Annotated in this window: 22 protein-coding genes and 2 pseudogenes; 9 read left to right on the top strand and 15 right to left on the bottom strand. The window is 63.5% G+C overall.

Features of this window, described 5'->3' with window-relative positions:
• Positions 1-316: 316 nt before the first annotated feature.
• From ACTJKY_RS08335 to ACTJKY_RS08370, 8 genes and pseudogenes are all read right to left on the bottom strand, one after another.
• Positions 317-1,726 carry an alginate export family protein gene (locus ACTJKY_RS08335; protein ID WP_440845389.1) on the bottom strand — a complete coding sequence of 470 codons (1,410 nt, stop codon included), beginning with the start codon at positions 1,724-1,726 and terminating at the stop codon, positions 317-319.
• Positions 1,723-2,733 carry an anion permease gene (locus tag ACTJKY_RS08340; RefSeq protein WP_440845391.1) on the bottom strand — a complete coding sequence of 337 codons (1,011 nt, stop codon included), beginning with the start codon at positions 2,731-2,733 and terminating at the stop codon, positions 1,723-1,725. The genes ACTJKY_RS08335 and ACTJKY_RS08340 overlap by 4 nt, the downstream gene beginning before the upstream one ends.
• 10 nt (positions 2,734-2,743) lie before the next feature.
• Positions 2,744-3,355, bottom strand: coding sequence for a DUF47 domain-containing protein (locus ACTJKY_RS08345; RefSeq protein WP_440845393.1), 612 nt, complete (start codon positions 3,353-3,355; stop codon positions 2,744-2,746).
• A 338-nt stretch (positions 3,356-3,693) separates the two neighbouring features.
• The gene (locus ACTJKY_RS08350; RefSeq protein ID WP_440845395.1) at positions 3,694-4,311 is read right to left on the bottom strand and encodes a trimeric intracellular cation channel family protein; all 618 of its coding nucleotides are present in this window, start codon (positions 4,309-4,311) and stop codon (positions 3,694-3,696) included.
• Between the two features lie 1,042 nt (positions 4,312-5,353).
• Positions 5,354-6,556: an MFS transporter gene (locus ACTJKY_RS08355; protein ID WP_440845397.1), complete on the bottom strand. Its 1,203-nt coding sequence runs from the start codon at positions 6,554-6,556 to the stop codon at positions 5,354-5,356.
• Between the two features lie 34 nt (positions 6,557-6,590).
• Positions 6,591-7,691: pseudogene (locus ACTJKY_RS08360) on the bottom strand (serine hydrolase domain-containing protein); the annotation flags it as partial.
• Between the two features lie 322 nt (positions 7,692-8,013).
• Positions 8,014-8,544 carry an AAA family ATPase gene (locus tag ACTJKY_RS08365; protein WP_440845399.1) on the bottom strand — a complete coding sequence of 177 codons (531 nt, stop codon included), beginning with the start codon at positions 8,542-8,544 and terminating at the stop codon, positions 8,014-8,016.
• A gap of 232 nt (positions 8,545-8,776) precedes the next feature.
• Positions 8,777-8,929, bottom strand: coding sequence for a hypothetical protein (locus tag ACTJKY_RS08370; RefSeq protein ID WP_440845401.1), 153 nt, complete (start codon positions 8,927-8,929; stop codon positions 8,777-8,779).
• 180 nt (positions 8,930-9,109) lie between these two features.
• On the opposite strand from ACTJKY_RS08370, the gene ACTJKY_RS08375 reads away from it, so the two are divergent.
• A complete protein-coding gene (locus tag ACTJKY_RS08375) occupies positions 9,110-10,006 on the top strand; it encodes a LysR substrate-binding domain-containing protein (RefSeq protein WP_440845403.1) in 897 nt (298 codons plus the stop codon).
• Here the strand turns inward: ACTJKY_RS08375 and ACTJKY_RS08380 are convergent.
• Positions 9,981-10,304, bottom strand: coding sequence for a hypothetical protein (locus tag ACTJKY_RS08380; protein WP_440845405.1), 324 nt, complete (start codon positions 10,302-10,304; stop codon positions 9,981-9,983). The two genes, ACTJKY_RS08375 and ACTJKY_RS08380, sit on opposite strands and share 26 nt — an antisense overlap.
• A gap of 36 nt (positions 10,305-10,340) precedes the next feature.
• Between ACTJKY_RS08380 and ACTJKY_RS08385 the strand changes: the two genes are divergently transcribed.
• Positions 10,341-10,550, top strand: coding sequence for a transposase (locus ACTJKY_RS08385; protein WP_440845406.1), 210 nt, complete (start codon positions 10,341-10,343; stop codon positions 10,548-10,550).
• A gap of 594 nt (positions 10,551-11,144) precedes the next feature.
• Here ACTJKY_RS08385 and ACTJKY_RS08390 read toward each other — a convergent pair.
• The gene (locus ACTJKY_RS08390) at positions 11,145-11,699 is read right to left on the bottom strand and encodes a gamma-glutamylcyclotransferase family protein (RefSeq protein WP_440845408.1); all 555 of its coding nucleotides are present in this window, start codon (positions 11,697-11,699) and stop codon (positions 11,145-11,147) included.
• A gap of 85 nt (positions 11,700-11,784) precedes the next feature.
• On the opposite strand from ACTJKY_RS08390, the gene ACTJKY_RS08395 reads away from it, so the two are divergent.
• The 3 genes and pseudogenes from ACTJKY_RS08395 to ACTJKY_RS08405 all read left to right on the top strand — a co-directional run bounded on the left by ACTJKY_RS08395 (position 11,785) and on the right by ACTJKY_RS08405 (position 13,836).
• Entirely contained in the window at positions 11,785-11,970 is a 186-nt protein-coding gene (locus ACTJKY_RS08395; RefSeq protein ID WP_440846307.1) for a helix-turn-helix domain-containing protein, read from the top strand.
• Positions 11,971-12,198: 228 nt separating this feature from the next.
• A pseudogene (locus tag ACTJKY_RS08400) lies at positions 12,199-12,752 on the top strand (IS5 family transposase); the annotation flags it as partial.
• Positions 12,753-12,840: 88 nt separating this feature from the next.
• Positions 12,841-13,836 (top strand): sigma-70 family RNA polymerase sigma factor, encoded by a 996-nt coding sequence (locus ACTJKY_RS08405; RefSeq protein WP_440845410.1) that lies wholly within the window; start codon positions 12,841-12,843, stop codon positions 13,834-13,836.
• A gap of 657 nt (positions 13,837-14,493) precedes the next feature.
• Here the strand turns inward: ACTJKY_RS08405 and ACTJKY_RS08410 are convergent.
• Positions 14,494-14,631 carry an HU family DNA-binding protein gene (locus ACTJKY_RS08410; protein WP_440845412.1) on the bottom strand — a complete coding sequence of 46 codons (138 nt, stop codon included), beginning with the start codon at positions 14,629-14,631 and terminating at the stop codon, positions 14,494-14,496.
• A 1,329-nt stretch (positions 14,632-15,960) separates the two neighbouring features.
• Between ACTJKY_RS08410 and ACTJKY_RS08415 the strand changes: the two genes are divergently transcribed.
• Positions 15,961-16,677, top strand: a complete 717-nt coding sequence (locus ACTJKY_RS08415; RefSeq protein ID WP_440845414.1) for a hypothetical protein — start codon at positions 15,961-15,963, stop codon at positions 16,675-16,677.
• A gap of 46 nt (positions 16,678-16,723) precedes the next feature.
• On the opposite strand, the gene ACTJKY_RS08420 is transcribed toward ACTJKY_RS08415, so the two are convergent.
• Positions 16,724-18,013 carry a recombinase family protein gene (locus tag ACTJKY_RS08420; RefSeq protein WP_440845416.1) on the bottom strand — a complete coding sequence of 430 codons (1,290 nt, stop codon included), beginning with the start codon at positions 18,011-18,013 and terminating at the stop codon, positions 16,724-16,726.
• A 128-nt stretch (positions 18,014-18,141) separates the two neighbouring features.
• Here ACTJKY_RS08420 and ACTJKY_RS08425 point away from each other — a divergent pair, with 128 nt between their 5' ends.
• From ACTJKY_RS08425 to ACTJKY_RS08435, 3 genes are all read left to right on the top strand, one after another.
• Positions 18,142-18,615: an Lrp/AsnC family transcriptional regulator gene (locus ACTJKY_RS08425; RefSeq protein WP_440845418.1), complete on the top strand. Its 474-nt coding sequence runs from the start codon at positions 18,142-18,144 to the stop codon at positions 18,613-18,615.
• 109 nt (positions 18,616-18,724) lie between these two features.
• On the top strand, positions 18,725-20,464 hold the full coding sequence (locus ACTJKY_RS08430; RefSeq protein WP_440845420.1) for a M61 family metallopeptidase: 1,740 nt from the start codon (positions 18,725-18,727) through the stop codon (positions 20,462-20,464).
• Between the two features lie 498 nt (positions 20,465-20,962).
• Positions 20,963-22,531, top strand: a complete 1,569-nt coding sequence (locus tag ACTJKY_RS08435; protein ID WP_440845422.1) for an aldehyde dehydrogenase (NADP(+)) — start codon at positions 20,963-20,965, stop codon at positions 22,529-22,531.
• Positions 22,532-22,589: 58 nt separating this feature from the next.
• On the opposite strand, the gene ACTJKY_RS08440 is transcribed toward ACTJKY_RS08435, so the two are convergent.
• The 3 genes from ACTJKY_RS08440 to ACTJKY_RS08450 all read right to left on the bottom strand — a co-directional run bounded on the left by ACTJKY_RS08440 (position 22,590) and on the right by ACTJKY_RS08450 (position 25,553).
• Entirely contained in the window at positions 22,590-23,222 is a 633-nt protein-coding gene (locus tag ACTJKY_RS08440; protein ID WP_440845423.1) for a hypothetical protein, read from the bottom strand.
• Positions 23,223-23,377: 155 nt separating this feature from the next.
• Positions 23,378-24,754, bottom strand: coding sequence for a glutamate--cysteine ligase (locus ACTJKY_RS08445; RefSeq protein WP_440845425.1), 1,377 nt, complete (start codon positions 24,752-24,754; stop codon positions 23,378-23,380).
• A 58-nt stretch (positions 24,755-24,812) separates the two neighbouring features.
• Positions 24,813-25,553 (bottom strand): 16S rRNA (uracil(1498)-N(3))-methyltransferase, encoded by a 741-nt coding sequence (locus ACTJKY_RS08450; RefSeq protein ID WP_440845426.1) that lies wholly within the window; start codon positions 25,551-25,553, stop codon positions 24,813-24,815.
• Between the last annotated feature and the right edge of the window lie 7 nt (positions 25,554-25,560).

Here is a 25,560-nt window from a genome sequence, read left to right on the forward strand (position 1 = left end):
TGAATCAGCCACTAGCTTCCCGCGCAACCTTATTGAGTACGAGGCTAAAAGTCCTATCTGCCTCGCGCGGCAGAACGTGTTCGATCACGTCGAGATGCTCTACAACCCGGTGCGCAAGCAGATCAGAAGCGGGATGCTGTCGTCCGTCGTATTCGAACGTCAGCAGGTTTTGATAGCGGAAGGCGTCTAGAAACTAGGGGTCGCTCAAAAGAAGCGAGGCGGCTGCGAGCCAAAAATAAGATATTCCTATTCTATCATCTCGGCGATTACAAAAAGACGCCTCTTTGACGATGGTCGAACGCCACTCCATGCGGAATCAGAAAGTGACTTGGATATTGGCTTCCAGGAAGCGCACGGTGCTCGAGCCATTGACTGTTGCCGTAGAGGCGTTCTTCATGAACTCTCCCTTCGCGAGCAGCGCGAAGTTTGACTCCAGGCGGATATGCTCGGGTATGAGCCAGTAGCGAACCCGACCTTCCACCTGGTGTCCGGCGAAGCTGCCCGAATGCCCGCTGGCATCGACGATGCCGGCGAAACGGTCGTATCGCGAGGTGAGCCAGATCGGACGGTAGTCCAGAAGCCCCTCACAGCGCTTGCCCGGTTTCACCTCGGCACGGACGCCGGGGGCGCTGATATTCTCTCGCGCCACCATGGCGTAGCTGCCGGACGGGCCGAGATCGTCGCGGCGGCTCCCAAACAGAGTGTCGAACCGGCCGAAGCTGCCTCCCGGCCGGTCGCCGCTGGCATAATCGTAGAACAGCCCTAGGCGCAGCTTGAGCGGGGTGTCGAAGCTGTAGCCGACAGCGCCATGGGCGAAGCCGGCGGAGACGCGGGCGGGGGACTTCCCTGGCTCCGTGCCCGAACTTGCCCGCCCGAACTGATAGACCGCCTCGACATCGTAATCGACTGTGCCCGGCTTGGGGTCCCGCGCCAGGCGCATGTCGAGATAGTGAAGTCGGCGGTCGGCGGTGGGATGGCCCGGCGCGTCACGCTCGGACAGCCGATAATAAGCGAGTTCGCCGGTCGCGCCGCCGAGCAGTTTTTTGCGCTGCGCGTGTAGGCCGAACAGCACGCGGTCGAAGCTCTCGCGATCCAAGACGACCTTGTTGCGGCGCACGTCGTCGGCGTCGCTCGGCAGATGCTCCTGGGGCAGCACGTAGAAGAAGGCGAATTCGGTATCGGCATCGGGCTCGAGATCGACGCGCAGGCCGGTGAAGCCGTTCACCGTGTTGCGATATTCATCGGTGGCGATCAGCCGGCCGGACCCCAGATTGAGCAAAAAGCGACCCGCCTCGGCGGCGATCTTGCCGCCCGGGCCCAGCGCGCCATCGAGCTTCAGCTTCACGTAGAGCTGGGGCAGTTCGACTGCGTTGATGTCGTCGCGACCGATATAGCTGCGCCGGTCGAGACCATAGGCACGGCTGTCGATCAGCTCGCCGCCGATCGCCAGTGGGCCGGGTCCATATTCGATCGCTAGGCCGGTGCGCAGCAGGAACGCGTCCTCGGAGGTCGCGTAGCCGGGTCGCCGCCGGCCGCTCACCGTCTCGTACCGGGCGCGGCTGGCGAGCGAGAGGATGAGGCCGGTCTCGTCCTGCTTGGGCGCCGTTTCCTCCTTGCCGGGCTTTTCCGTGGAGGAAGCAGGCGACGCCGGCGGCGATTGGGCCCAGGCGGTGGCGGGCAGCAGCGTGCCGCTCAGCGCGAGGAGCGCCGTGCGGAGGCGGGTCATCCCGTCACCAGATGCGTGAGCCAGTAAACCAGCGCCGCCACGCCGGCAGCGGCCGGCAGAGTCAGCACCCAAGCGAACACCATCTCGCCGGCGATGGGCCAGCGCACCGCCGAGCTGCTCTTCATCGTGCCCACGCCCGCGATCGCACCGGCAATGGTGTGGGTGGTCGAGATCGGCGTGCCGAAGCCGATCGCTGCGAAGATCGTCAGCGCCCCGCCCAGCTCGGCGGAGAAGCCCTGGAACGGCTTTAGCGACGTGATCCGCATGCCCATCGTTCGGATGATCCGCCAGCCGCCGATCATCGTGCCCAGCGCCATCGCGGCGTGGCAGGCGAGCACCACCCAGAGCGGCACGTGGAAGCCGCCCTTCAGATAGCCCTGGGTGAACAGCAGCGCGGCAATGATCCCCATCGTCTTCTGAGCGTCGTTGCCGCCATGGCCGAGCGAGTAGAGCGACGCCGAGCAGAATTGCAGCACGCGGAAGCCGCGATCGACCTTGTAAGGGTTGAACCTGCGCACCACCCAAGTGGTGATCGCGGTCAGCACGACGGCCAGCGCGAATCCGACCAGCGGCGAGAGGATGATCGCCACGATGGTCTTGAGCACGCCGCCCCAGACAATCGCCGCGGTGCCGCCCTTGGCAAGCCCCGCGCCGACCATGCCGCCGACCAGCGCATGTGACGAGCTGGACGGCATCGCCCACCACCAGGTGATCGCATCCCACACGATCGCGCCGATCAACGCGCCGAACAGTACGGTGACGTCGATCGCCTGTTCTGAAACGATGCCGGTGCCCATCGTCTTGGCCACCGCCAGTCCGAAGACGAGGAAGGCGGCGAAGTTGAAGAACGCCGCCCACACCACGGCCGCGCGCGGGGAGAGAACATTGGTGGAGACGATCGTCGCAACCGAATTGGCCGCGTCGTGCATGCCGTTCATCATGTCAAAGAGGAGCGCGACCGCGACTAGGGCGATCAGCAGGGCGACGGGGAGCTGTCCGGCATCCATCTGTCCGCCCTCAGACGTAATCGAGTACGAGGTCGTCGATCCGGTCGGCGACCGCGTCCAGACGCTCGGCGACCAACGTTACGCGTTCCAGCAGGCGTACGCCGGCCAGCATCGCAACGGGATCGCTGCCGCCGTCAAACAGCTGCATCATCGCAGCGTCGCGCTGCTCGACCAGATCAGCATGGCCGTCGCCGATACGTTGGCAGATCTGGTGCAGTTGTTCCGTGTTTCGATCCAAGCCCTCCAGCAACGGGATCGCCGTACGGATATCGCTAGCCAGCGCCACAATGCGCGCACCGAAGGGGGGCAGCACGGCGGCCACGCCGTCCAGCCGGGGCGAGCGACGAGCTGTAGCGGCACTCATCATCGCCTTCAGCGAAGCCTGCATCGCTACCGTCATCTCCTTGATGTCGGCACGATCGAACGGCACCACGAACGAAGCGCGCAGGCGCTCCAGCACCTGGCGGCTAATCTTGTCGCCCTCCTCGATCGTCCGATCCAGCTGATCGAACGGAGCCGAAGCGCCTGGATCGTGGAGGATCTCCTGCAATTGCGTGGCGCCGCGCTGGATGAGATCGCTGTGACTGTCGAAAAGCGGGAAGAACTTCTCTTCTCGCGGCAAGATGGATCGAAGCCAATTTGTCATGAGAACTTTCGATGCCCCCAGACAGCCAGCCACTACGGCGTGCTGTGCCGGAGCAATAAGTCATTTCATGCGCTAAGGTTCCACTTACTATTTCTGACGCACTGTCATATCATTGTAACCTTGTGTCGAACCTTCCGAAGACGCGAACGAAGAGCCGGGATTAGTCTACTTCTAACTTCGGCAGATCACTTAGTCGCGATCCTGGTCGGGCAGCTGCGTGCCCCCCCCCCCTTCAGCAGGCTTATCCGCCAAGACCAGACGTAAGCGCCCCGCGTCCCACCGCCAGCGCACAAGGAGGCTGGAGCAAGTATCCGTTAGCTGCCGCGATGAGGTCGCAATGTGATTGTCCACCTGATCGCGGCAGCCCGGACCGCGAACCCTAATGCGGTCGCCAGGAGCGCAGGCCACGGCGCGGGTACGTCGAAAGCTGACATTGCGACAAATGCTCCTGCGGCGCACAAAGCGGCAGTGACGTACAGCTCATGACGCATAAGTACGGAGGGCGCACCAGCAGTAACATCACGGATGATCCCACCGACGCATGCCGTGACCACTCCGGCCGCCACGGCTGGAATCGGAACGATGCCATAGGACAGCGCCTTCCCCGCTCCATAGACTGCGTATGCAGCCAACCCTGCTGCATCAAGCCAATCTAATGCGCGCTCTCCCCAGAACCGCAGCGGGACCAACCAAGCTGTCATCGCTACTGTCACGCAAAGGAGAACGGGTGCGGACGCGTGCATCCAAAAGATGGGGGCGCCGATGAGCACGTCGCGCAGCGTGCCGCCGCCTGTTGCGGTAATCAGGGCGAAGAAGCAGGCTCCAACAAAATCCAAGCGCTTGCGCGCTGCAGCGAGTGCGCCGGAGGCGGCAAAGACAGACAGGCCAGCCATGTCGAGCCAAGGCAAAAGCGAATAGAACGGTGAATCCATGAAGAATGTCTAGCTAGCCGTCTCTCCACCGTCACGTCCGCTCATCCGCCGAGCGGTCCGAGCCAAAACGAGCAGGGGGCCGGCCAGCTGGGCGGTCGGGTGCCCACTTCCTGCTGGACGAAAGCTGTGTCGCGCTTCCTGGAATCTCCCTCGGCCCAATTGCGTTGTAGCGCTCCCCGCCCGCAGCCAACGTCTGAGGGATTACGATGGCGTCAACGAGCCTGATCAGCGGCGAGCTGGCGAGAGCAAAGGCCTTGCGGCTTCCATGCGTCCGTCAAAGTCGTAGGGGGTTGGCTCGCATAATGGAGGATTAGCGCAAAGCCCTTTCGGAGAATTTTCCTATCGCCATCAACAGCATCGGCCGCCCAGCCTCGATCGTCTTGCGGTTGCCCGGACCTCGCCCGCTCGAGATCCCTGTGGGGTGTCGCCGCGTGCCCACTTTCAGACATTTCGAGGCCGCTTGAACACCCCAAAAGCGTTGGGGTGGACGGCATCGAAGTGCCAGAGCGAAGGTGTTGAGGGTCGCCCTCCAGTTCGCCGATCGCTTCGCTCTCGGCATCTCCCTATGCCTTCGTGGGCTGGACGGGCGTCTGCGGGCTCGGAGCAGCGTTCAGCGCCATGGGCTTGGATTTCTTTGCCAACGGCAAGGCGAACGAGAAAAAGGCGCGTACACCAAATCCGGACGCCATGCCTTGAACGCAGACTTCATGCACTGCGAGCTATGTCCGCTTTCGAGCGCACTGAACAGGTAGGCTCAAGGTCTCGGAAGGGTCGGGGGTTGCCGTTTTATGGCAGTCGAGTCTTATCGGGCTTTAGCGTGGAATCGGCGGTTTCGCGTTGCGTTTGGTGGGTATGTGGTGATCGGCGGCAATATTGCGCCATAGAGGGCAATAGGCGGTATTTGGCGCGCCGCGCAGGGTGAAGACGAGAACTATGTCTACGCTATAGTCCTCTAACGTCCTCCTTTTGCGAGGAATAAGTCCCGTGGCCCTCCGGCTATGGATCCCCCAGGTTTCAAATGCTGGTTAGGGTGCGGGAGGCTTTATTTTTTCCGTTTGCTGCGACCCGACCGAAAGGGCGTAACTGAAACGGAAACCAGAGAGGCGACGACAGCCAGCCCCGCCACGGCGGCGGCCAGCAGCGGTATCGCAGGCAGGCCCAGCCCGGCCGAAAGGGCTGCCGCGCTTACGCCTGCGCCGAGGGCATTGCCGAGATTGAAAGCGCTGATGTTGACGGTCGAGGCGAGGTTGGGCGCCTCACGGGCGGCGGCGACCACCATCGCCTGCGTGATCGCGCAGATCGCGAAGGCAACCACGCCCCACGGGGTGACGATCACGGATGCGGCCCAGGGTGTACGCCCGAAGCCGGCGAAGGCGAGCAACACAAGGGCGACGCAGATCAGCACCGCGACAAGGCTTGGCCCCGCCCGCCAATCCGCCAGCCGCGCGCCAAGATAATTGCCGACTGTCAGGCCAATCCCGACGGCCAGCAGGACGAAGCCGACAAGGGCTTCGGCGATGCCGGCGACCCGTGTGAGGATCGGCGTCACATAGGTGAAGAAGGCGAACATGCTGGTGGAGGCGAGCGTGCTGGCCGCCAGCGTCAGCCAGACCGACGGCGCCTTCAGCGCAAGGATCTCGGCCTTGAAATCGCGCGTTGTGTCGATCGATGGAAGGAAACGAACCAGGCCGAGCAGCGCGAGCGCACCAATGCCGGCGACGGCAAGGAAGGTCGTGCGCCAGCCTGCGGCCTGGCCGATGAACGTGCCGAGCGGCACGCCGACGACATTGGCGATGGTCAGTCCGCTAATCATAAGGGCAATCGCCCGTGCGCTGCGACCCGTGGGCGCGAGGCGCGCGGCCATCACCGCGCCAGTGCCGAAGAAGGCGGCGTGGCACAGTGCGGTGACGATCCGCGCCGACATCAACAAGCCGTAGGTGGGCGCGAGGGCGCAGCCTAGATTGCCGGCGACGAACAGCCCCATCAACCCGACCAGCGTCGACCGCGCCGGGACGCGCAAAAACAGCATTGCAAGCAGCGGACCGCCGAAAGCGACGCCGAGTGCGTAACCGGATACGAGAAGCCCCGCCGCCGGCAGACCGACACGCAGGTCGGCCGCGACCTCGGGCAGCAGGTCCATGATCACGAATTCGGTCGTGCCGATCCCGAAGGCGGCAACGGCGAGCGCCAGCAGCGGAGCTCTCAGGAAAGCGGCAACCTCGGCCATAGACCGCATCCCGGACATCAATGACGACGCGCCCCGCCATTCCCTCAAAGGCCGTGTTGGTCAGCAGCACGACCGACGGCCGGTTGACCGGGTCGATAAACCAGTAGTGCCCATAGGCGCCGCCCCATTGCAGCGTGCCCGCCGCCTGCGGCGTGCTGGTCGCCGAGGGGGCGGTTAGCACCGCACCGCCATAGCCGAAGCCCCAGTCGGGACCTTGCGTCTGCGCCTGTGGGCCGACGTGATCGTGCATCATCGTCGCGACCGCGTCCTGTGACAGGATCGATCCGCCTCGTTCCGTTCCGGCGGTGCGGATGGCCTCGAGGAAGGTCAGCAGATCGCGCGCCGTACCGATCATGCCGGCGCCGCCCGAACGGAAGGAGGCGGGGTCGAAGATGCGATCCGGGGTGAGGGGGATCGCGCCTTCGCCGGCCTGCGGCGGCAACGGCACGGTGATCGTGCCGTCCATGCGTACCGGACCCTCGGCGCCATCGGCAAAGGGTGTCGCAAGCCGCGTCCGGTCGGTGACGCTGAAGCCGGTATCCACCAGTCCTAGCGGACCGGTCACGTCATCGCGAACGATCGCATCGAGCGTTCGGCCGGTTGCCGCTTCTAGCACAGCGCCGATCACGCCGATGCCGAGCGAATAGCGCCACGCGGTGCCCGGCGCAAAGGCCAACGGCGCCTGCGCCAGACGGCGAAGGTTGTCGTCCATCGTGCGACCCGGCTGGTCGAGACCGTCCGATACGTCGAGTTGGTGGTAGGCACTACCGTCCGGCTCGATAAAGCGGTAACTGAGGCCCGAGGAATGCGTCAGGAGGTGATGCAGGGTGATGGTGGGCCGTGATCCGTCCGGCAGCGCGGGGCGAAACGCCGGCAGCCAGCTCGTAACGGGCTGGTCGAGCGCGATCATGCCGCGCGCGGCGAGGCGCAGAGCCACCACCGTGACGAACGGCTTGGACACCGAGGCGAGGCGGAAGATCGCGTCTTCCCGCATCGGCGTGCCCGCCTCCCGGTCAAGTAGGCCTGCCGCACAGTTGCAGGCGAGCTTACCGTCCTGAGCGACGAGCACGACGGCGCCGACAAGGCGATTATCGGCGATGGCACTGCCGATGGCAGCGTCGATCCGGGCTTGGAGAGAAGTGGGCTGACTCATCGCGGATGTTCCTCAATGGCTTCCGACCTTCCGAAAGTCTTGTCGGGTATGGCCGAAAGGCAGTCATGGGCTATGCGATCTTCGTCGGTGCGGCCCTCTTCGCTCTAGCGGTGGGCGGATTAGCTCAACTGGCGGGTGGCTGGGGGCAATGACCGCTCTCCACCCAATCTCGGTCGTCGCCGGGAGGGTTCGAGCTAGAAGCGGACGTTTGCCTGGGGCGAGCACCGAACGGCGGCTTTTGGCACGATCGCCCGCCTGAACGGCCGAGAGTGGTGGGAAGCTGCCAGTCCGCTTCTAGGCACGTTAGATGCCTTCGCCACCCTCAAAGGAAGCGCTGCACTTCTGCGAGCACTCGGTCCAAGTTGACTGCTGTTCGTGTATCGACCTCAACGATAGGCCCGACCCCCATCGGACCGTCATATTCATCGAGCATTTCGGGAGGCATTTCCTTCAGAGGATGCGCGGCATGGTGCCCGCTCGCAGCCGCGCGGTCACGAAACCGTTTGGCTGTTTCTGCTCGGCCGCAATCGCAATGTACTTCGACAATCAACGCTCCAAGGCCGGTGAGTTTGGCCCGCTCGTAGTCGCTGCGTGGCCGAAAGTTCGCTTCCAATACCGCTTGCGGTGCATGCCTCGCCAAGGACCAGATCAGCTCCATTGACGCGCCTCCGATCCGTCGGGACGCTGCGAGATCGCCGCCCCCATCGCCAAATACGTCCGTCAGCGTTTCTTTGATAAAATCCTTTGAGAAGATCGGGAAACCAAGCCGCTGCGCCAAGGGCACTGCGAGGGTTGTCTTGCCAGCGCCCGGCGCACCAGAAACGATCACAATCTTACGCTGAACGTTCGACATGAGGGTACCATATCTACACGCCGGAGCGGCAACAATTGGGCGCGAGCTGCCGATCCGCTTTCTCTGCCGAAGCTGCCATCGAAGTCCTACCCGATAGCACGAGCATCAGCGGCTGAGGCGGCGTGACCGAGCCCGCTGCATGCGCAGCGGGTCCGGGGACAGGAGCCGGGAGTGTGGGGCACCAGCAGGGGCAGCGCTGCGCTAGGAGGATGGCTCCACGCAGTCCCTGCTGCTACAGCCGTTTTCGCACTTCGAATGGAAAGCTCATGAGGTCATACGTGCGCTGGAACGCCGTCACCGTCTCCCCCAGCAGCACCACCCGCGCGTCGAGGCCGCGCAGGTCAAAATAAAGGCTGGCGAGCCGCGCCTGTAGCCCCAGCCGCACGTCCGCGACGTCCGAAGCGCTCGCCTCAGCATTCGTCTAGTTCGTCTTAACCGTGTTGCGGATGCGGCCGAACAGGTCCAGCTCATAGCTGAGCGAGGCACCGATCTGCGCACTGGCATAGGTTGCGGCGCGTCGTTCATATTGTTTGCAGCATGATCGATGCGGCCTATGTATTGAACAATGGAACTGCGCCACCTCCGCTATTTCGTTGGCGTCGCCGAGGAATTGCACTTTGCCCGCGCCGCCGCACGGCTTGGCATTTCGCAGCCGCCGCTCAGCCAGCAGATCGGCCAGCTCGAGGCCGAACTCGGCGTCCGCCTGTTCGACCGGACCAGCCGCAGCGTGCAGCTGTCCAGCGCCGGGCTCGCTTTCCTGCCCGCCGCGCGGGCGACGCTGGAGCAGGCTGAACGGGCGATCAACATTGCCCACCGCGCGGCCCGCGGGGAATTGGGCGAGCTTAATCTCGGCTTCAACGCCTCGGCCCCGTTCGTGCCGATGATCGCCCGCTCGATCTTCGCGTTTCGGCAGGCCTTCCCCGACGTGAAGCTGAACCTAACCGAGGTCGCCGGCTCGGCGCAGTTGACCGCACTGGGCGACCATGCGCTCGACGCCTGCTTCGTACGCAGCAAATGCAGGCCGGAGATGGGCGACGGCGTCGCGGTCACGCCGATCCTGCGCGAGCGCCTGTTCGTGGCGTTGCGCCCCGATCATCCGCTCGCCGACAAGGACCTCACCTTAAGCGATCTCGCCGGCGAGCCGATGATCGTCTACGCGCGCGAGCACGGAGCCACATTTACCGACGAATTGCTGGGCATGCTGCGGGACGTCGGGGTCGAGCCGCGGATCGAGCACCGGGTGCGCGAAGTCTCCACCTTGCTCGGGATGGCGGCGGCGGGGGTGGGCGTCGCCGTCGTCGCCGAGTCGCTCTGCGCGCTGCAATCGGCGCGGCTGGTCTACCGGCCTCTCGGCGATCCGGAGTCGATTACGTCCATCTGGCTGACCCACCTCTCCGAAGGCACAAGCCTACCGTGCCGGAATTTCCTCAACATCGTCACGCAAGAATCAATCGGGGTGTGAGTTCTTCAAGGACGTAGCTTCGTGCCCAGGCCGATCGCCATTTACCGCAACTGTCAACTTTTGCGGCAAAGCTCAGGCAATTGCTGGTATGAAGTGATGACAGCGCTCGGCGCCCCTGGCTCCGGCCGGCCCGCCGCCTCTCGCCCAGATCGCGAGTCCAGCCACCGCCCGGCGTCTGCACCAGCGCGACATAGGCCATCTGCCGGTCGAGCTGCGCCTGGACCAGCGCTCGACGTTCGTTGAGCGCTGTCACCTGGGGGGTGACAACGCTGTTATAGGCGACGAATGCCGCCGCCATACTGCTTGCGCACCGTCGTCTCGGACCGATCGGCGGGTGATCAGCGGCATCAGCTGCGGCGGGCTCAACAACAAGATCCACGCCATCGCCGACGCCCAGGGTAAGCCGCTCGCCTTCCACCTGACGCCGGGTCAGGCGGCGGACTGTCGGGCAGCAGAGGCGTTGCTCAACGGTTTGCCGGCCCGCTGCATCGTCCACCCCAATCGCGCCCATGACACCAACCGCATCCGTGACAATATCGAGTGACTGACTGCCGCTCCCAACATAACGCCCTCGGGCAACCGGCGCTGGAAAAGCTGCTTCAGCCGTAGCTTTTACAAGGGGCACAACGTCATCGAGCACATGTTCTGCCAGCCACAAGGACTACCGACGCCTCGCCACCCACTATGACCGCACCGGCCATTTTCCTCGGCTGCATCCACCTCGCCGCCAGCCTGATGTGCCTTTTATGAGTCCCAGTTCTCAGAAGGCGCAGCTCTATCATCGCGGTTGGAGTACTCTTACCTAATATCGGCATAGGGAAGCGCGGAGTCGTCGATCTAAATCCTGCCGAAAAAAATTCAAGTAGCGAAGACGTTTTTCAAGCGATAAGTCGCCGGTTTTCATTTGATATAGGCTACTGGCGATTTTCATTGCAATGCTAACCGGTCGCGCGCTTGATTGCCATTCATTACTAAAGTATATAAACAGGATATCGGTGCAATCAGAATTCGTTATCGGCACGTTATAGCGGGAATTCATCGATTGTCTGCAGCCTATCCGCCACCATCTCGGTAGTCTCACGCCGAATAACGTCGCCTTACAGCCTTGTGGCGATGCCAGTTAAATGGCCAGGCAGCGTCAAGGCTGAGCATCAAGATAGATCCAAGCCTCCACGGGACCGGTTTCGGTCACAACTCGTATCGGGGTACGCCGGTATTCGGCTCCTTCGAACGCGTCCAGCCGTGCCCAGTGCTGCGGCAGATCAGGCGACAGAAAGAGATGGACCTCGATTTCGTCCCCATTGTCGGACGGAATCAATGCGGGGTAGCCAAGCTTTGCCCCCCAACCTCGTTGGACGAGATGACCCCGCACTTTGCCGGTCAGCCACTTACCCTCCAAATAGGACAGGTGGTGGTGATTGGGACGGTCGGGTGCGAGGGTGCCGTAGGTTGCGAGGCATTCGTCGATGTTCATAACTGCTCTTCTATCAATTAGATGCCTCTCCGTCGCGGTAGATTCCGGTTCAGCCTCGGCATGAGCCAATACGATCTGACCGACTTGAAGTAGCGGGTAATCGAGCCGCTCCTGCCCAACGGCCCGCACGCCATCGTGCTGGCGGGCAAGACCTACGACGCCGACCGCGCGCAGGAACTGCTTCAGGTGCTGCGTATCTGGCTTGCTTTCGGCCCGCACTCCGGCTGGTTGGGAGCTCTGGCCGACGAAAGGCTGACGCGCTCGCTCGGGGGCCTTGCACGCTGTGCCGCAGGGCCGCTGAACGCTGGCGGCGCTTGCGAGTGTCGCCGGTATGTCGCGAACCAGTTTCGTCGAGCGCTTCCGCGATGTCGTCGGCCAAACGCCCCTCGACTATCTCACCGGCTGGCGGATGCGCCTTGCCGCCGATTGCCTGCGCCGCACCGCCGACATTGTTGCAGAGCTCGGCTTTTCGATCGCATATGCAAATTAAACATGGCCGGCAAATCCCTGACCGCGCTCAAGCGCCTTGATCCGAAAGCGGGCTGGAGCTGTAGAGACGACGCGCGATCAGGTTCGCAGAGCTATTGAAGCAGCGGGCATCGTCCTTAAGTCCACCGACAGGGGACAGCGAGTCTACGCACTGGGGCTGGGACCCATAAACCGGATTCCCTCGGCGGGAGAAATGTGATTCATCCTGCAGGTGGACGTGGAGGATGAATTGCCGGGAGAGTTCTGGCTGAGCGACGAGCAGTGGGAGCGACTACGGCCGCTGCTGCCAAACAAGCCGCGAGGCGTGCCGCGGGTTGACGATCGTCGGGTGATCAGCGGCATCGTCCATGTGCTGCAGGCGGGCTGCCGTTGGAAGGACGCGTCGAGCGCTTATGGTCCGTACAAGACGCTGTACAACCGGCATAAGCGTTGGTCGGAAAAGGGCGTCTGGCAGGCGGTGTTTGAAGCGTTTGCCGCTGCCGGCGGACCGCCGACCGAGGTGTTGATCGACAGCACGCATGTGAAGGCGCATCGTTCGGCTGCCGGCGGAAAAGGGGGGCGTACGCCCAGGCGATCGGCATCAGCCGCGGCGGGCGCAACACGAAGATCCACGCCATTGCCGACGCCCAAGGCAAGCCGCTCGCCTTCCTCCTGACACCTGGGCAGGCGGCCGACTGTCGGGCAGCGGAGCCGTTGCTCGAAGGTCTGCCGGTCCGCTGCATCGTCCATGCCGACGGCGCCTATGACACCAAAGCCCTGAGCCAATACGCAATTCCACCTAAACGGGCGTTCACCATTTTATTAACTGGTTAACGGCATTTTCCCTGATGCCCGGAAGTCACGATGCCCGGCCGCAAACCAGGGGGAAGTCATGACGTCCAAGACCACGCTTGCGCTCGAAGCGGCAGTTGCAATCATCCTCGACAACCGTCCCAAGGATGGTGCAACGTCGACCAACCGGCAGCGTGTCAACGTGGACCGGGCTCACACACAGATCATGAAGCTTATCGCGCCCCGAATTCGGCACTTCGTGCGGCAGTACGGGCTTACCTATCACTTCGAAGATGCTGAACAGTGCTGCGCCATCGCCGTGCATCGTGCGGTCGAAGCGTATGACCCCGGGAAGGCGCAGTTCACGACGTTTGTGAATTGGCAGATCCGAGGCGAGCTCCAGAGCCTGCGGTTCCGCGTGATGACCGATCAGCGGCCGTCCGCGAAGAGGGTTGAAGCTACGACGATATCCCTCGACGCAATTGCGGACGCCAACAGCGAGAAGGGCTCCTTCCTCGACACCATCGAGGATGAATTTGCCCTGGAGACGACAGAATCCGCTGCCTCGGACTACCTTGCGGAGGGAGCGAAGTCGTCTCTCATCGACGTCTATGTCGATCACCTGCGCAAAGTGGGGATGGAGGCACTTGCTCGCCGCCCCCTGCCAAAGCGTCAGGAGGCGGCTCTCCGCAAGGAGCTGCCGCGCCTCCGCGCGAACGGGATCGCCGCGGCGGACGTCGAGAAGCTGGAAGCGACGATCGCGCGCGAGCGCGAGATTGTCGAGGGCCGCCTTTTCAGTGGCGCGAGCCTCGAGCAACTCGCAGCCGAAGCGGGTGTGACCGCAGAACGCGTCCGGCAGATCACTAAGCGTGCTGCCAAGGCAATCGCCGGTATCGCTGCCGCCGATCCCCGCTTCAGTGTCATGGCCGAGGTTGGCCGGCCCGCTTCCAAGCAGCCCAAGGCTCGCGCAAGCAAGGCGTCCATCCTTCTCGCTGCGGCACTTCCGCACAATCGCCTGTCACACGTCGCGGCCGTGGATCAGTTCGGACTGGACTACCAGCTCGCTGCCGAGGCTTCCGCTGCCCTGATGCAGTGACTGCTCTTCTCCGGTGATGGCCCTGCGCGCCCGCGCGTCTGCCTCTGTTTACTGGTTGTCAGGACGATAACCGTATCTTGGTCCGGAATAGGTTTGGGGTGAAGTGCATGGTTGAGGTCAAGACGCGCGTGCCTAGCTGCGAAAGCAAGCGCGAGGGTGGAGAGAATGCCACTCTCCGCCGCCTAAGCACTGCACTTCCGGAGAGCGCCGTTTGGACCGCAACCAGGATCATCTTTCAGGACACGTGCGACAAAAGCCTCAAATTTTTTCAGGAGCATGCGTCTTCGCTCAGCATGGGCCCGATCGCCGATTTGATCGCTATCGAGGCGCAGCGTCGCGCGGCAAGGGTGGTAGTCGATAGCTGTCACCCGTAGGAAGACCTACCCAAGGGCTGTCCCGCTCCCACTCGCCTGTTTAGGCAGCTCATCAAGCCTTTTGAACTCCCGAGATTGGACGGGCAGGTGCACGCTCCATCCCCTTCCCCGGGACCGGAGACGCAGCATTCCCCGCCTCGGCAACGAGGATGCCCGCGACACCGTTTGCGCTCTTGTCGCGCCGACGCCTATGTACGCGCGCGGCATCGAAAACAGCGGGTTAAGCCAGTGTTCGGCTCCCTGAAACGCAATCTGGGACTACGAACGCTCAAGCTGCAGGGCCTTAGCGGAGGGAGACCTCATCGCCCTTTGCAACAGCATTGGTAACCTGATCGAACACAGCGGCCACAAGCTTCCCTGCCTCCGTGTCCGTCGTCCCTGTCGCCGCAGCGACACCCTTTGCGAATTCAACGATTTTCATGATGTCAGGCCCCTTGCATGGCGCCTGTACCACCTCGGATCGGAACCGAAACAAAGCTCAGCTATGAGCCGCCGCTGGCAGACGAGCCAGTAGGTTTTCTCCTCCGAAGTTATCGTATCCGCTCGCCTCAGGCCTACACTTACATAGCCGCTAGATGCCGAAGGCCCGGCCCTTACTCGATAGCCCTCACGCGCACATAACGCTTAAGCATCTTCGCCCGACCGCCGATCAGGGTCGTGTCGTCATGGCTTCCCACCGGAACGTACATCGTGCCCTGCTGGGTCGGCAACGTGGCCGACGGGCGGCGGCAGAAGCCAGCTGACCTGGCCCATCCAATCTGCAAGCGTCGATCGATCGACCTCGATGCCTTCGCGCAAGGTTTAGCGATTAGCGATAGGTAGTCCGTAAACTTCGACAACAACACATCCCCCAGCAGGCCTGGTCCGGCGCGGCCGAGCTCTTCCTTCCAAACGTCCCCTTGCGCGATCTTTTTGTCGAGTCGCGGAATCCGACCACTCGGGCCACCGCACGGTCGAACCCGACCCCGGGTTGATGAAGATCGGATTCTGCACGGAACTCGAACGAAAAGCTTCGGCGCCGAATAATATATGGCAGGTCACAACATAGGGTAGATGCAGAGGCTCCTCGGGAGAAAGCGATTAAAATCAGCGCGGTATGTGCTAACATCGAATCCCTCCGTCTCCGCCATACCATTCAGCGCCCGAAAACCGTTGACGATTCAACGAGTTGCCTGGGCCTGACGGGGGCGTTGTACCCCGTTGTGTACCCCCAATGTGTACCCAGATCGACAGCTGCGACTGATTAAGCGTATTGCCGCTACCGGAACTTGCCTTCCCGCGATGGCGCAGACATTTTCACACAGCGCATCAATCAGGGGCGGGGAAATGATGAGAATCACCGAATCGACTGAGGATGCACAGTGATCGGGCTCGCGATGGCCCTGATACTAGGGCAGGCGGCGCCGAATCCGTTCGATCAATTTGATCCTAAGCCGGAGCGCCTTGGCTCCGGTCCTCACACGCTCATGATTTCTGATGGTACGGCTATCACCCGCGTCCACTACAAGAGCGGAGCAGCTTGTCAGAGAGCCCGTGACAAGGTTCGCGAGCAAGTTGCTCCACCCCCAAATTCCTCCACTCGCATCTACGGTCCGCCACGCACAACGGCGTTTTGCGTGCCACGCTGAGGTAGGGCGAAAGCTGGGGGGCGGGGGCGTCGCCTATTCGGGATGACGGTTCTAAAAGCCGGAGGGTCTCGCGAAATGGTCGCTGGTAATGGCCCACTGCGCGATCTTGAAAGGACGCGGATATGACGGACGAAGCGACATACGCGAGAGTGATGCAACTTGCCTCGGATGTGCCGGATTTGAAAGTGGCGTCTCCCGAGCGCGCGCGGTGGCTCGGAAGGTTGTATGCCGCGATTGAAGAGGCCGACCGCTATAGCACCGACCTAATCAGCTTGACGGTCGCGGCGGACGGCCTCGTCGGCGCTTTGGCTGACAGGAGCGCCCAGACTATTGAAAATATTCTCTATCGGACGCTGGCGAGGCTAGAGCGCAAGCTGCCCGAACAAGCGCAAGGCGGGTTCATTGCTGCCAGGAACGTTCTTGATGCGCTCGCCACGTTGGGGGCGGTCATGGAAAAGGCCACCGAGCGCGTGTTAATCATCGACCCTTACATGTCCGGCGTAGCGCTCAGCAAATATGCTGTAATGATACCCGAGGGGGTCCAGGTGGACCTACTGGGCGGCGAGCGGAACCGGAAGCCTGACTTGACACCAACCGCTCAAGCGTGGGTGGAGCAGTACGGCGACAGGCGCCCACTCCGGGCTCGTTGGGTTTCAGACTCGCGGCTCCATGATCGGCTGCTCTTTATCGATGACCGTGAGGTATGGGACGTCAGTCAGTCCTTGAACAAGCTTGCCGACCGCTCGCCCGCCACCATCGCTAAGTCTCCTGCCGAACACGCCCGGTTGAAGCTCGCTGCGTACCTGCCGCTCTTTGAGCAAGGTACATCGATCATCTGACCGCCGTCGTTGATCTAAAAAAGCAGGGCACAGGGAACAGGTGCTTCTAACCGGCTGCGCAGTATCGCTTTACTGTAGCGGTGGACAAGCCGAAGCGCTGAGCAGTGGCTGTGATGCTAGCCCCTTCAGCCTTCCTCCAAGCCCTCACGGTTCCTGCGTCGGCAGCAAAGGGACGGCCAAGGCTCTCCTTGCCCCGGTGCGTCCTGCCGGTCTCCGCAAGTGCCTTCCGGGCTGCCATACGGCCCGCTTCGGTGCGCTCGGCGATCCTCCGGCGCTCCATGGCGGCCATCTGGGCCAGGACGGCAATGATGATCTCGCCCACGCCTTCACCTATGGGCCCGATGCCATGAACGTGCAGGGTCACCCCCTTGGCCAGAAGGTCACGGACGGTGGTCTGCACGTCGATGGCATCGCGCCCGAGGCGGTCGACTGCGTAAACGTGGAGCGTGTCGCCCTTGCGGAGCGCTGCCAACATCGCAGCGAAGCCGGGGCGGTCGGTCGCCAGCACCCCGATCTCGGCGACGATGTGCGCGTCGGTGACGAGACCGGCCTGCCTGGCCGCCAGGAACTCGGCGGCAGCATCGAGCGCGGAGGCGCGGCTATCGGCGATATACCGGCTCATCGCCACCAGCGCGTTGTCGGCTTCGACAGGCCCCGGGCCGCTGGATCCAACGAGGTTGACATGGGTGCCGGGCCGTACCCAGGCGCCGAGGATCACCGGCTCGGCTGCGGTGGTGAGCGTGCAGATCACGTCCGCTTCAGCGGTGGCGGTTGCAAGGTCCGGAACGGCCTCTGCACCAAGAGCTTCGAACTCCGCCGCGAGCGCAGCTGCTTTCTCGGACGCGCGCCCCCAGATCCACACACGATCGAAGTCGCGCACCAGCGGCAGCGTATGCAGGTGGGTGCGCGCCTGGCCCCCGGTACCGACGATCAGCAGCGTGCGGGCATCGGCCCGCGCCAGCGCATCGGTGGCCACCGCCGTCGCTGCGGCGGTGCGGATATGGGTCACCTCCTCGGCATCGACGAGCGCGACCGGCTCGCCTTCGTCCGGCTCGAACAGCAGCACGACGCCGCGATGCCTACGGAGGCCCGGCGAGCGGGGATCGGCGAAGACGCTGATCATCTTTGCGCCGAACATCTCGCGCTCGCCGAGCGCTCCGGGCATCTGGGCAAAGGTGCGACCCGAGCCCAGGGGGATCATCGTGCGGAGGAGCTGGCGGGTAGTGCCAGCGGACAGTGCCTCCATTGCGCCGCGGACGACGCGGATACAATCGGGATAGGTCAGGTGATCGCGGACATACTGGCCGTCGAAAATCGCCAGCTGCTCTCTCTTCACACCACTGGCCCTTTCAGCAGCCTGGAGGCAGGATAGGTCCGGCACATGGCAAAATCTTGCCGGAGATTGCACCCTGACATAGCCTGTGCGAATTTCTGATCCAATTCTGGTTAGGGAGGCGCATAAATATGGCCGACGGTCTCGACCGCATGGACATCAAGATTCTCGAGCGGTTGCAGATCGACGCCTCCGAGTCGTCCAACGAGATCGCCGAACGGGTCGGGTTATCGCAGTCGCCGTGCTGGCGCAGGATCCAGCGGCTGCGCGAGGAAGGCTATATAAAGGCTCAAGTGGCGATCCTCGATCGGGAAAAGTTCGGTGAGAGCATGTACATCTTCGCCCAGTTGAAGATCGGGCGGCTGAGTGACGACGCACGCGACCGCTTCCAACGCGCCATCGACGACATTCCCGAAATTACCGAGGCCTATACGCTGTTCGGCGAGATGGACGTGATGCTGAAAGTGCTGGCGCCGAGCATGGCATGGTATCAGAATTTCACCTTCCGCACGCTGCTTCGGCTTCCCGGCGTCGAGGACATCCGGTCCGTGGCGACCTTGTCCGAGATTAAGTGCACCCACCGCCTGCCGCTCCCATCGAACTAATGGCGCGAAGCGCGCATAAATCATGCGGAACGGCCATGCTGCGACGGCAAATCGCCGACCTTTTCCTGCTGTAGACCGGTAAGATCGAGGCAGCAGCGGAGGAGAATCCATGGTTATGCTCGTTCGAAATGCCGTGCTGGCGCTCGCCATGACCCTGGCACCGGCGTCGGCCACTGCGGCCAATGCGGCCAATGCGGCCAATGCGGCGAAACGCGCGGAGCCTGTGCCTGAGCTCACGATTACCCTCGCGCCCGCTGCGCCGAGTGCTACGCACGCTGTCCCATATCTCGACGTGACCGTGGTAGCGCAGGATGTCCACCGCCGGGCCGGCGAGGATCTGCTCAGGCTGGCGCTGGTCGCAAATACCGTGGTGACGAGCGCCAGGGATCTTCAGGGCCTCTCGATCGCCGACGGTGAAGGTACGATCTCCGCTTCGATCAAGGATATCGAAGACGACGGCTCCAACCGTACGCGTATCTGGCAGACGCCGCGTGCGATCGATGGAACGGTGACGATCCACTATCGTGTTCCGATCGATGCCGGTGCGCCGCCGCTGGCACTGCCGCAGTATGAAATTCGCACCGAAGCGGATGGCTTTTCCGCCGCTGGAAACGCCTTCATCATCGTTCCCGCCGACCAGATCACTCGGCGCGCGCGCATCCACTGGGACTTTGCGGCCTATGGCGCGGGCGGAATCGGGGTATCGAGCTTCGGCGTCGGCGACGTCACGAGTAGCGAACCGCTGCCGGCTGCAAGGCTTGATTCGGTCTATTACATGGCCGGCCGACCGGGCGTCTTCCGAGGGGAGGGGGGCTTCTTCGCCGCGTGGCAGGGCGCACCGCCCTTCGCGATGGCGCCGCTGATGGACTGGGCAGGCGCTCTCCACCGTTATTATGGCATGTTCTTCGGCAATACGCCGCCAAGCTTCGGCGTGTTCGGCCGCACCAATGTTCGCAACCCCGGCAGCGGCATCGGGCTGACCGACAGCTTTGCCTTCACCTACAATCAGACGTCCCGGCCCGAAGAGCTCAAGTCGCTGCTTGCCCATGAGATGCTGCATAGCTGGGTGCGCTCGCTTGATGACTCGATGGATGCTGCAGGTGGTCTCGATCGGTCCTGGTTCGGGGAGGGGCTAGCGGTATATTATCAACGATTGCTGCCCTATCGGGCCGGGATGATCTCGGCCGAGGCGTTTCTTGGCGATCTCAACCAGACGGCCGCTCGCTACTACACCAATATCAAGATCAACGTGCCGAACGCCGACATCCCGGCGGGGTTCTGGAAAGACACGCGCATTCGCGTGTTGCCCTATGATCGCGGTTCGCTCTATTTTGCCGCGCTGAACGCATCGGTTCGTAAGGCGACGGCTGGCAGGCGTAGCCTCGACGATCTGGTCCGAGCGATGCTCTCCGCTCGCAATGCGGGCAAGCCGATGAACGAAGCGCTCTGGCGCACGCTGGTCAGGGCGGAACTGGGTGAGCGGGGAATCGCCGATCTCGATGCAATGCTTGCCGGCGGCACCGTTACGCCACCCTCCGACGCCTTTGGGCCGGAATTCCACCGCGTGCGGCGAACCCTGCGTCGTTTCGACCTCGGCTTCGATCCGGCATCGCTCACCGTTCGCCCCAAGATCGTGAAAGGGTTGATAGCGGGCTCCGAAGCGGCGAAGGCAGGGTTACGCAACGGCGATGAGATTCTGAACACGTTCTCGCAGGACGGTCTTCAGGGCGATCAGACGCGCTTGCTCACGCTTGAAATCAAAAGAGGCCTTGAAACATTGTCCATTCGATATTTGCCGCGTGGAGAATTCGTCTCTGCGTGGCAGTGGCAACTTGTTTCGAAAAAATGACGGGTCTCCCGCAGAAACTCCGCAGACATTGCAGTGATGCCTTTCACTCGATGCATAAGGATCGCGCATAGAGCGATACTGAACATGAATTTCTTTTGTGTTCCTCTCTCTTCACCCATTCGTTGGGCATCTGCACGGGGCAGCCGATCTTCGCTGCGATCGATACCAATGGCGTCGACCGGACGGATGATGCTTTTTGTGTTAGCATCATCCGCCCGACGCGCGTGCGAACTTGTTCGTCGACTCGATCGTTATAGACCCCTCCTTTCAGGAGTGAGCCCCCAATACGGCTCGGTTCATTTCTCTGGTTAGGCTGCGTCGGGGCAAGATGCGTTCCATTAGCGCGGTGCCACCCGCTGCCGCGGCTTACTCCGACAATTGACGCGTTCGCCACTCCGTGGTTGAACCGCGCGCGCCCGGCCCCTAAGTCGCGCGGGCGGCTTGTTACCGCTAACCTGCATTTTCAGAATCATCCTCGACTATTGGAGAGATCTCGCCATGGCGCTGACCGGAGAATTGTTCATCGCATCGAAGCGTGTTGCCCGCGACAGCGGCTTCCGCGCCGTTGCCGCCGCCACCGGCAGCGAGATCGAGCCCAGCTTCAGCACCGCGACGCTGGAAGATGTCGACGCCGCCTGCGCCGCCGCCGAGGCCGCGTTCCTGCCCTATTCCGGCCTCTCCCGCGAGGAACGCGCCAAGTTCCTCGAAGCCATCGCCGAGGAGATCGAGGCGCTGGGCGACGAGCTGATCGAGCGCGCGATGCAGGAAAGCGGCCTGCCGCAGGCCCGCCTGCAGGGCGAGCGTGGCCGCACCGCCGGCCAGCTGCGCCTGTTCGCCAAGGAACTGCGCCTGGGCGACTATCTCCGCGTCCGCATCGACCATGCGATCCCCGATCGCGCGCCGCTGCCCAAGCCCGACCTGCGCCTGCGCATGGTGCCGCTGGGCCCGGTCGCGGTGTTCGGCGCGTCGAACTTCCCGCTCGCCTTCTCGACCGCGGGCGGTGACACCGCCTCGGCACTCGCCGCCGGCTGCCCGGTGGTGGTGAAGGGTCACCCGGCACATCCGGGCACGGCCGAGCTGGTTGCCAGCGCGATCACCCGCGCGGCGGAGAAGACCGGCATGCCGGCAGGCGTGTTCTCGATGGTCGCCGGCACCGCCAACGAGCTCGGCGAAGCACTGGTTCGCGATCCCCGCATCACCGCCGTGGGCTTCACCGGCTCGCGCGGCGGTGGCCTGGCGCTGGTTCGCATCGCGCAGAGCCGCCCGGTGCCGATCCCCGTTTATGCCGAGATGAGCAGCATCAACCCCGTCTTCCTGCTGCCGGCAGCGCTGGAAGCCCGCGCCGAGGCGCTGGGCAAGGGCTATGTCGCCTCGGTGACGATGGGTGCCGGCCAGTTCTGCACCAATCCGGGCCTGGTGCTTGCACTGGAAGGCCCGGCGCTCGAGCGCTTCCTGGCGGCGGCCAGCGAAGCCATGCTCGGTGCGCCCGCGCAGGTGATGCTCACCCCGAACATCCACAAGGCCTATGAGAGCGGCGTGGCGAAGCTCGCCGGCGTCTCGACCGTGCAGCAGCTTGCGCAGGGCGTCGAAGCACAGGGCCCGACCTGCGGTCGCGCGGCGCTGTTCACCATGAAGGGTTCGGACTTCATCGCCGATCCGAGCCATGCCGAGGAGATCTTCGGTGCGACCTCGCTGCTGGTGCGCTGCGCCAGTGTCGACGAGCTCAAGCAGGTGGTGTCGCTGATCGAAGGCCAGCTGACCACGACGCTGCACATGGACGATGGCGATGTCGCCATCGCGCAGGAACTGCTGCCGTCGCTGGAACGCCTGGCCGGCCGCATTCTCGCCAATGGCTGGCCGACCGGCGTCGAAGTGACCGACGCGATGGTCCATGGCGGTCCGTTCCCCTCGACCTCGGACGGCCGCAGCACCTCGGTGGGCACGCTGGCGATCGACCGCTATCTGCGCCCGGTGTCGTACCAGGACCTGCCGGAAGCGCTGCTGCCGGCGGACCTGCGCGACGGTGCGGGCGTGCCGGCACGGGTGGACGGCAAGCCGACCGTCTGAGGGCTGATTGTACCTTTAGGCTCTCCCGCAAACGGGAGGGCCTAAAGAACGATAGTCATCACCAGGCGCGGCGGAGCGGGATAGGGAACACTGGAATCCCGCGCGGAAATTCTAGTACGTCCGCATTCGGGGTGTAGCTCAGAAGCAAAAACGCGCGGTCGATTATGTCGACGTCAACTGAAAAGTCGCTGATCGTAAGCCGTGCTAGATCAATATCGATGATCGGCTCATCGGTGTACGCTATAACAAATAGCTCATCATAATTCGAGCGTTTCGAGTAAAGCTTCTTGTCCTTGCGCGTGACGCTGTCAGACAGCTTTGTCTCTAGAAGCGATTTGTTCCAAGTCGCCCAGTGATATGGATATGACTGACCAAGGGCCTTCTTGTGACGATGCCACTTCACCATCTTCTCATCAACGATTTCGGTTACCTCGACTCCAATCCTTCGCCCATCTGTTGATGAAAGCAAGGCGTCGGGGGGATCGTCTGAGATTGGTATAATGGACGTCCATGAGGCACCTTCAGCTTCTGTGAGGTAGTCGGCCAAGGCTTGGACGACCCCCGCTTCAGCAAGCTGTCGATCTGGCGCCCACTCCCAATTTGAGGCGTACCCGCGATTCATGGAGCGGGCTTCCCTCATCTTCGCAACGATCTTTTCCCAGTCAGGATCTTCGTCTCGAGCTTCAGCCATTTTATCTCTCGGGCTTCCGCAGTCTTGTTTGAGCCCGACATGCAGCGAATTTGGCTTCCACAGCCTCGTTGCTCGCGCCATTGCCGCGCCGGATCGACTCGCGCGCCAGCTCGACCTTCCGCGTCAGGAAGGCCAGATAGTCCTCGGGGCCGCCCTCAGAACTTCGCCTCACCATAGACTCGCGTGATATCCCCCTGCCAATCGCCATGGTAGCGATCGAGCAGCACCTGCGCGGGCACCTTGCCGGTGCGCACGATCTCGCGCAGCGGATCGAGGAAGCCGGACTCGTTGTCGCCCGAGCCGTTGAGTCGGCCGCGCGCCTTGAGCCCCGCGCCGGCGATCTCCAGCACCTCGCCGGCGATGTCGGCCAGCTTGCCGCCGCCCGGCAGCGGCGCGTCGAGCGCCAGCTTGGGCACTGCGCTGCGCAACGCCTCGCGGCCTTCCATCGACCAGCCCTTCACCAGATCCCAGGCGGCATCGAGCGCGCCCGAATCGTAGAGCAGGCCCACCCACAGCGCCGGCAGCGCGCAGATGCGGCCCCAGCGGCCGCCATCGGCGCCGCGCATCTCGAGGAACTGCTTCATCCGCACTTCGGGGAACGCAGTGGAGAGATGGTCAGCCCAGTCGTCCATCGTCGGCAGCTCGCCAGGCAGGACCGACAGTTCGCCCTTCAGGAAGTCGCGGAAGCTGAGGCCCGCCGCGTCGATATATTTGCCGTCGCGGTAGACGAAGTACATCGGCACATCGAGGGCGTAATCGGCATAGCGCTCATAGCCGAAGCCGTCCTCGAACACGAAGGGCAGCATGCCGGTGCGCGCCGGATCGGTGTCCGACCAGATATGGCTGCGATACGAAAGGAAGCCGTTGGGCTTGCCCTCGGTGAAGGGCGAGTTGGCGAACAGCGCGGTCGCCAGCGGCTGCAGCGCCAGGCCGACGCGGAACTTCTTCGCCATGTCGGCTTCGCTGGCATAATCCAGGTTCACCTGGATCGTGCAGGTGCGCAGCATCATGTCGAGCCCCATCGTGCCGACGCGCGGCATGTGGCGCAGCATGATCTCGTAGCGGCCCTTGGGCATGATCGGCAGCTCGGCGCGGGTCTTGTCCGGCCACATACCCATGCCGAGGAAGCCGATGCCGAGCCGATCGCCCACGGCCTTGACCTGCTTGAGGTGGCGGCCGGTTTCGGCGCAGGTGTCGTGCAGGTTTTCCAGCGGCGCACCGGAAAGCTCGAATTGGCCGGCGGGCTCGAGGCTGATCGCGCCGTCGGGTCCCGAGAGCGCGATGACGTGCTCGCCCTCATAAATCGGCTTCCAGCCGAATTCGGTGAGGCCGATCAGCAGCGCATGGATGCCCCCGCGCTCCTCATAGCTGGGCGCGCGGTGGCTGCCGTCCATCCAGTAGACGAACTTCTCATGCTCGGTGCCGATGCGCCAGCGCTCCGCCGGCTTCTCGCCCTGGGCGAAATATTCCACCAGCTGGGCGCGATCCTCGATGACCGCCGCGGTCTTGGTCGAAACGGTCTTGGTGCTCATTTTCGCGCCCTTAGCGATGCCGACGAAACGACGCCAGCGGATTTTTGTACCGGTCGGTTTACCAGTCGCCTGCGGCCCCCATCCACAGGCTCACCGCCGCCGCCGCCGCGGTCTCGGCGCGCAGGATGCGGGGGCCGAGCGCGATGCCGATGGCTTGCGGAACGGCGCGGATCGATTCGCGTTCCTCGGCATCGAATCCGCCCTCCGGCCCGACCAGGATCGCGGCGGGGCCGGGGCGGGCGCGCATCGCCTCCAGCGCGGGTACGCCGCCGGTCTCGTCGGCGAAGAACAGGGCGCGCTCTGCCGGCCAGTCGCGGAGCAGCGCGGGGAGCTTCACCGGTTCGACCAGCTCGGGCAGGGCGGTGCGGCCGCATTGCTCGGCCGCCTCGATCATGTGGCTGCGCAGGCGATCGAGGTTGAGCCGGTCGATCACCGTGCGGCGGGTGAGGACGGGGACGAGGCGCGCCACGCCCAGCTCGCAGGCTTTCTCGGCCACCCAGTCGATCCGGCCCTTCTTGATCGGCGCGGCGCAAAGCCACAGGTCGGGCACGGCCTCGTGCGGGCGGAGCTGCTCGGTGATCTCCAGCGTCAGGTCGCGCTTGCCGACATCGCGGGCGATGCCGAGCCATTCGCCATGCTCGCCGTCGAACAGCTTCACCGCCTCGCCGGGCTTCAGCCGCATCACCGATCCCAGATAATGCGCCTGCGGGCCGTCGATGCGGCGGAGGCCAGGTTCGAGCGGGCCATCGACGAACAGGCGAGGGGCGGATTGCGGCGGCCAGGCGGGGGTTGCGGGCATGGCGGCT

It is taken from the genome of Sphingomonas sp. 22176 (assembly GCF_052045505.1).
GTDB lineage: Bacteria > Pseudomonadota > Alphaproteobacteria > Sphingomonadales > Sphingomonadaceae > Sphingomonas.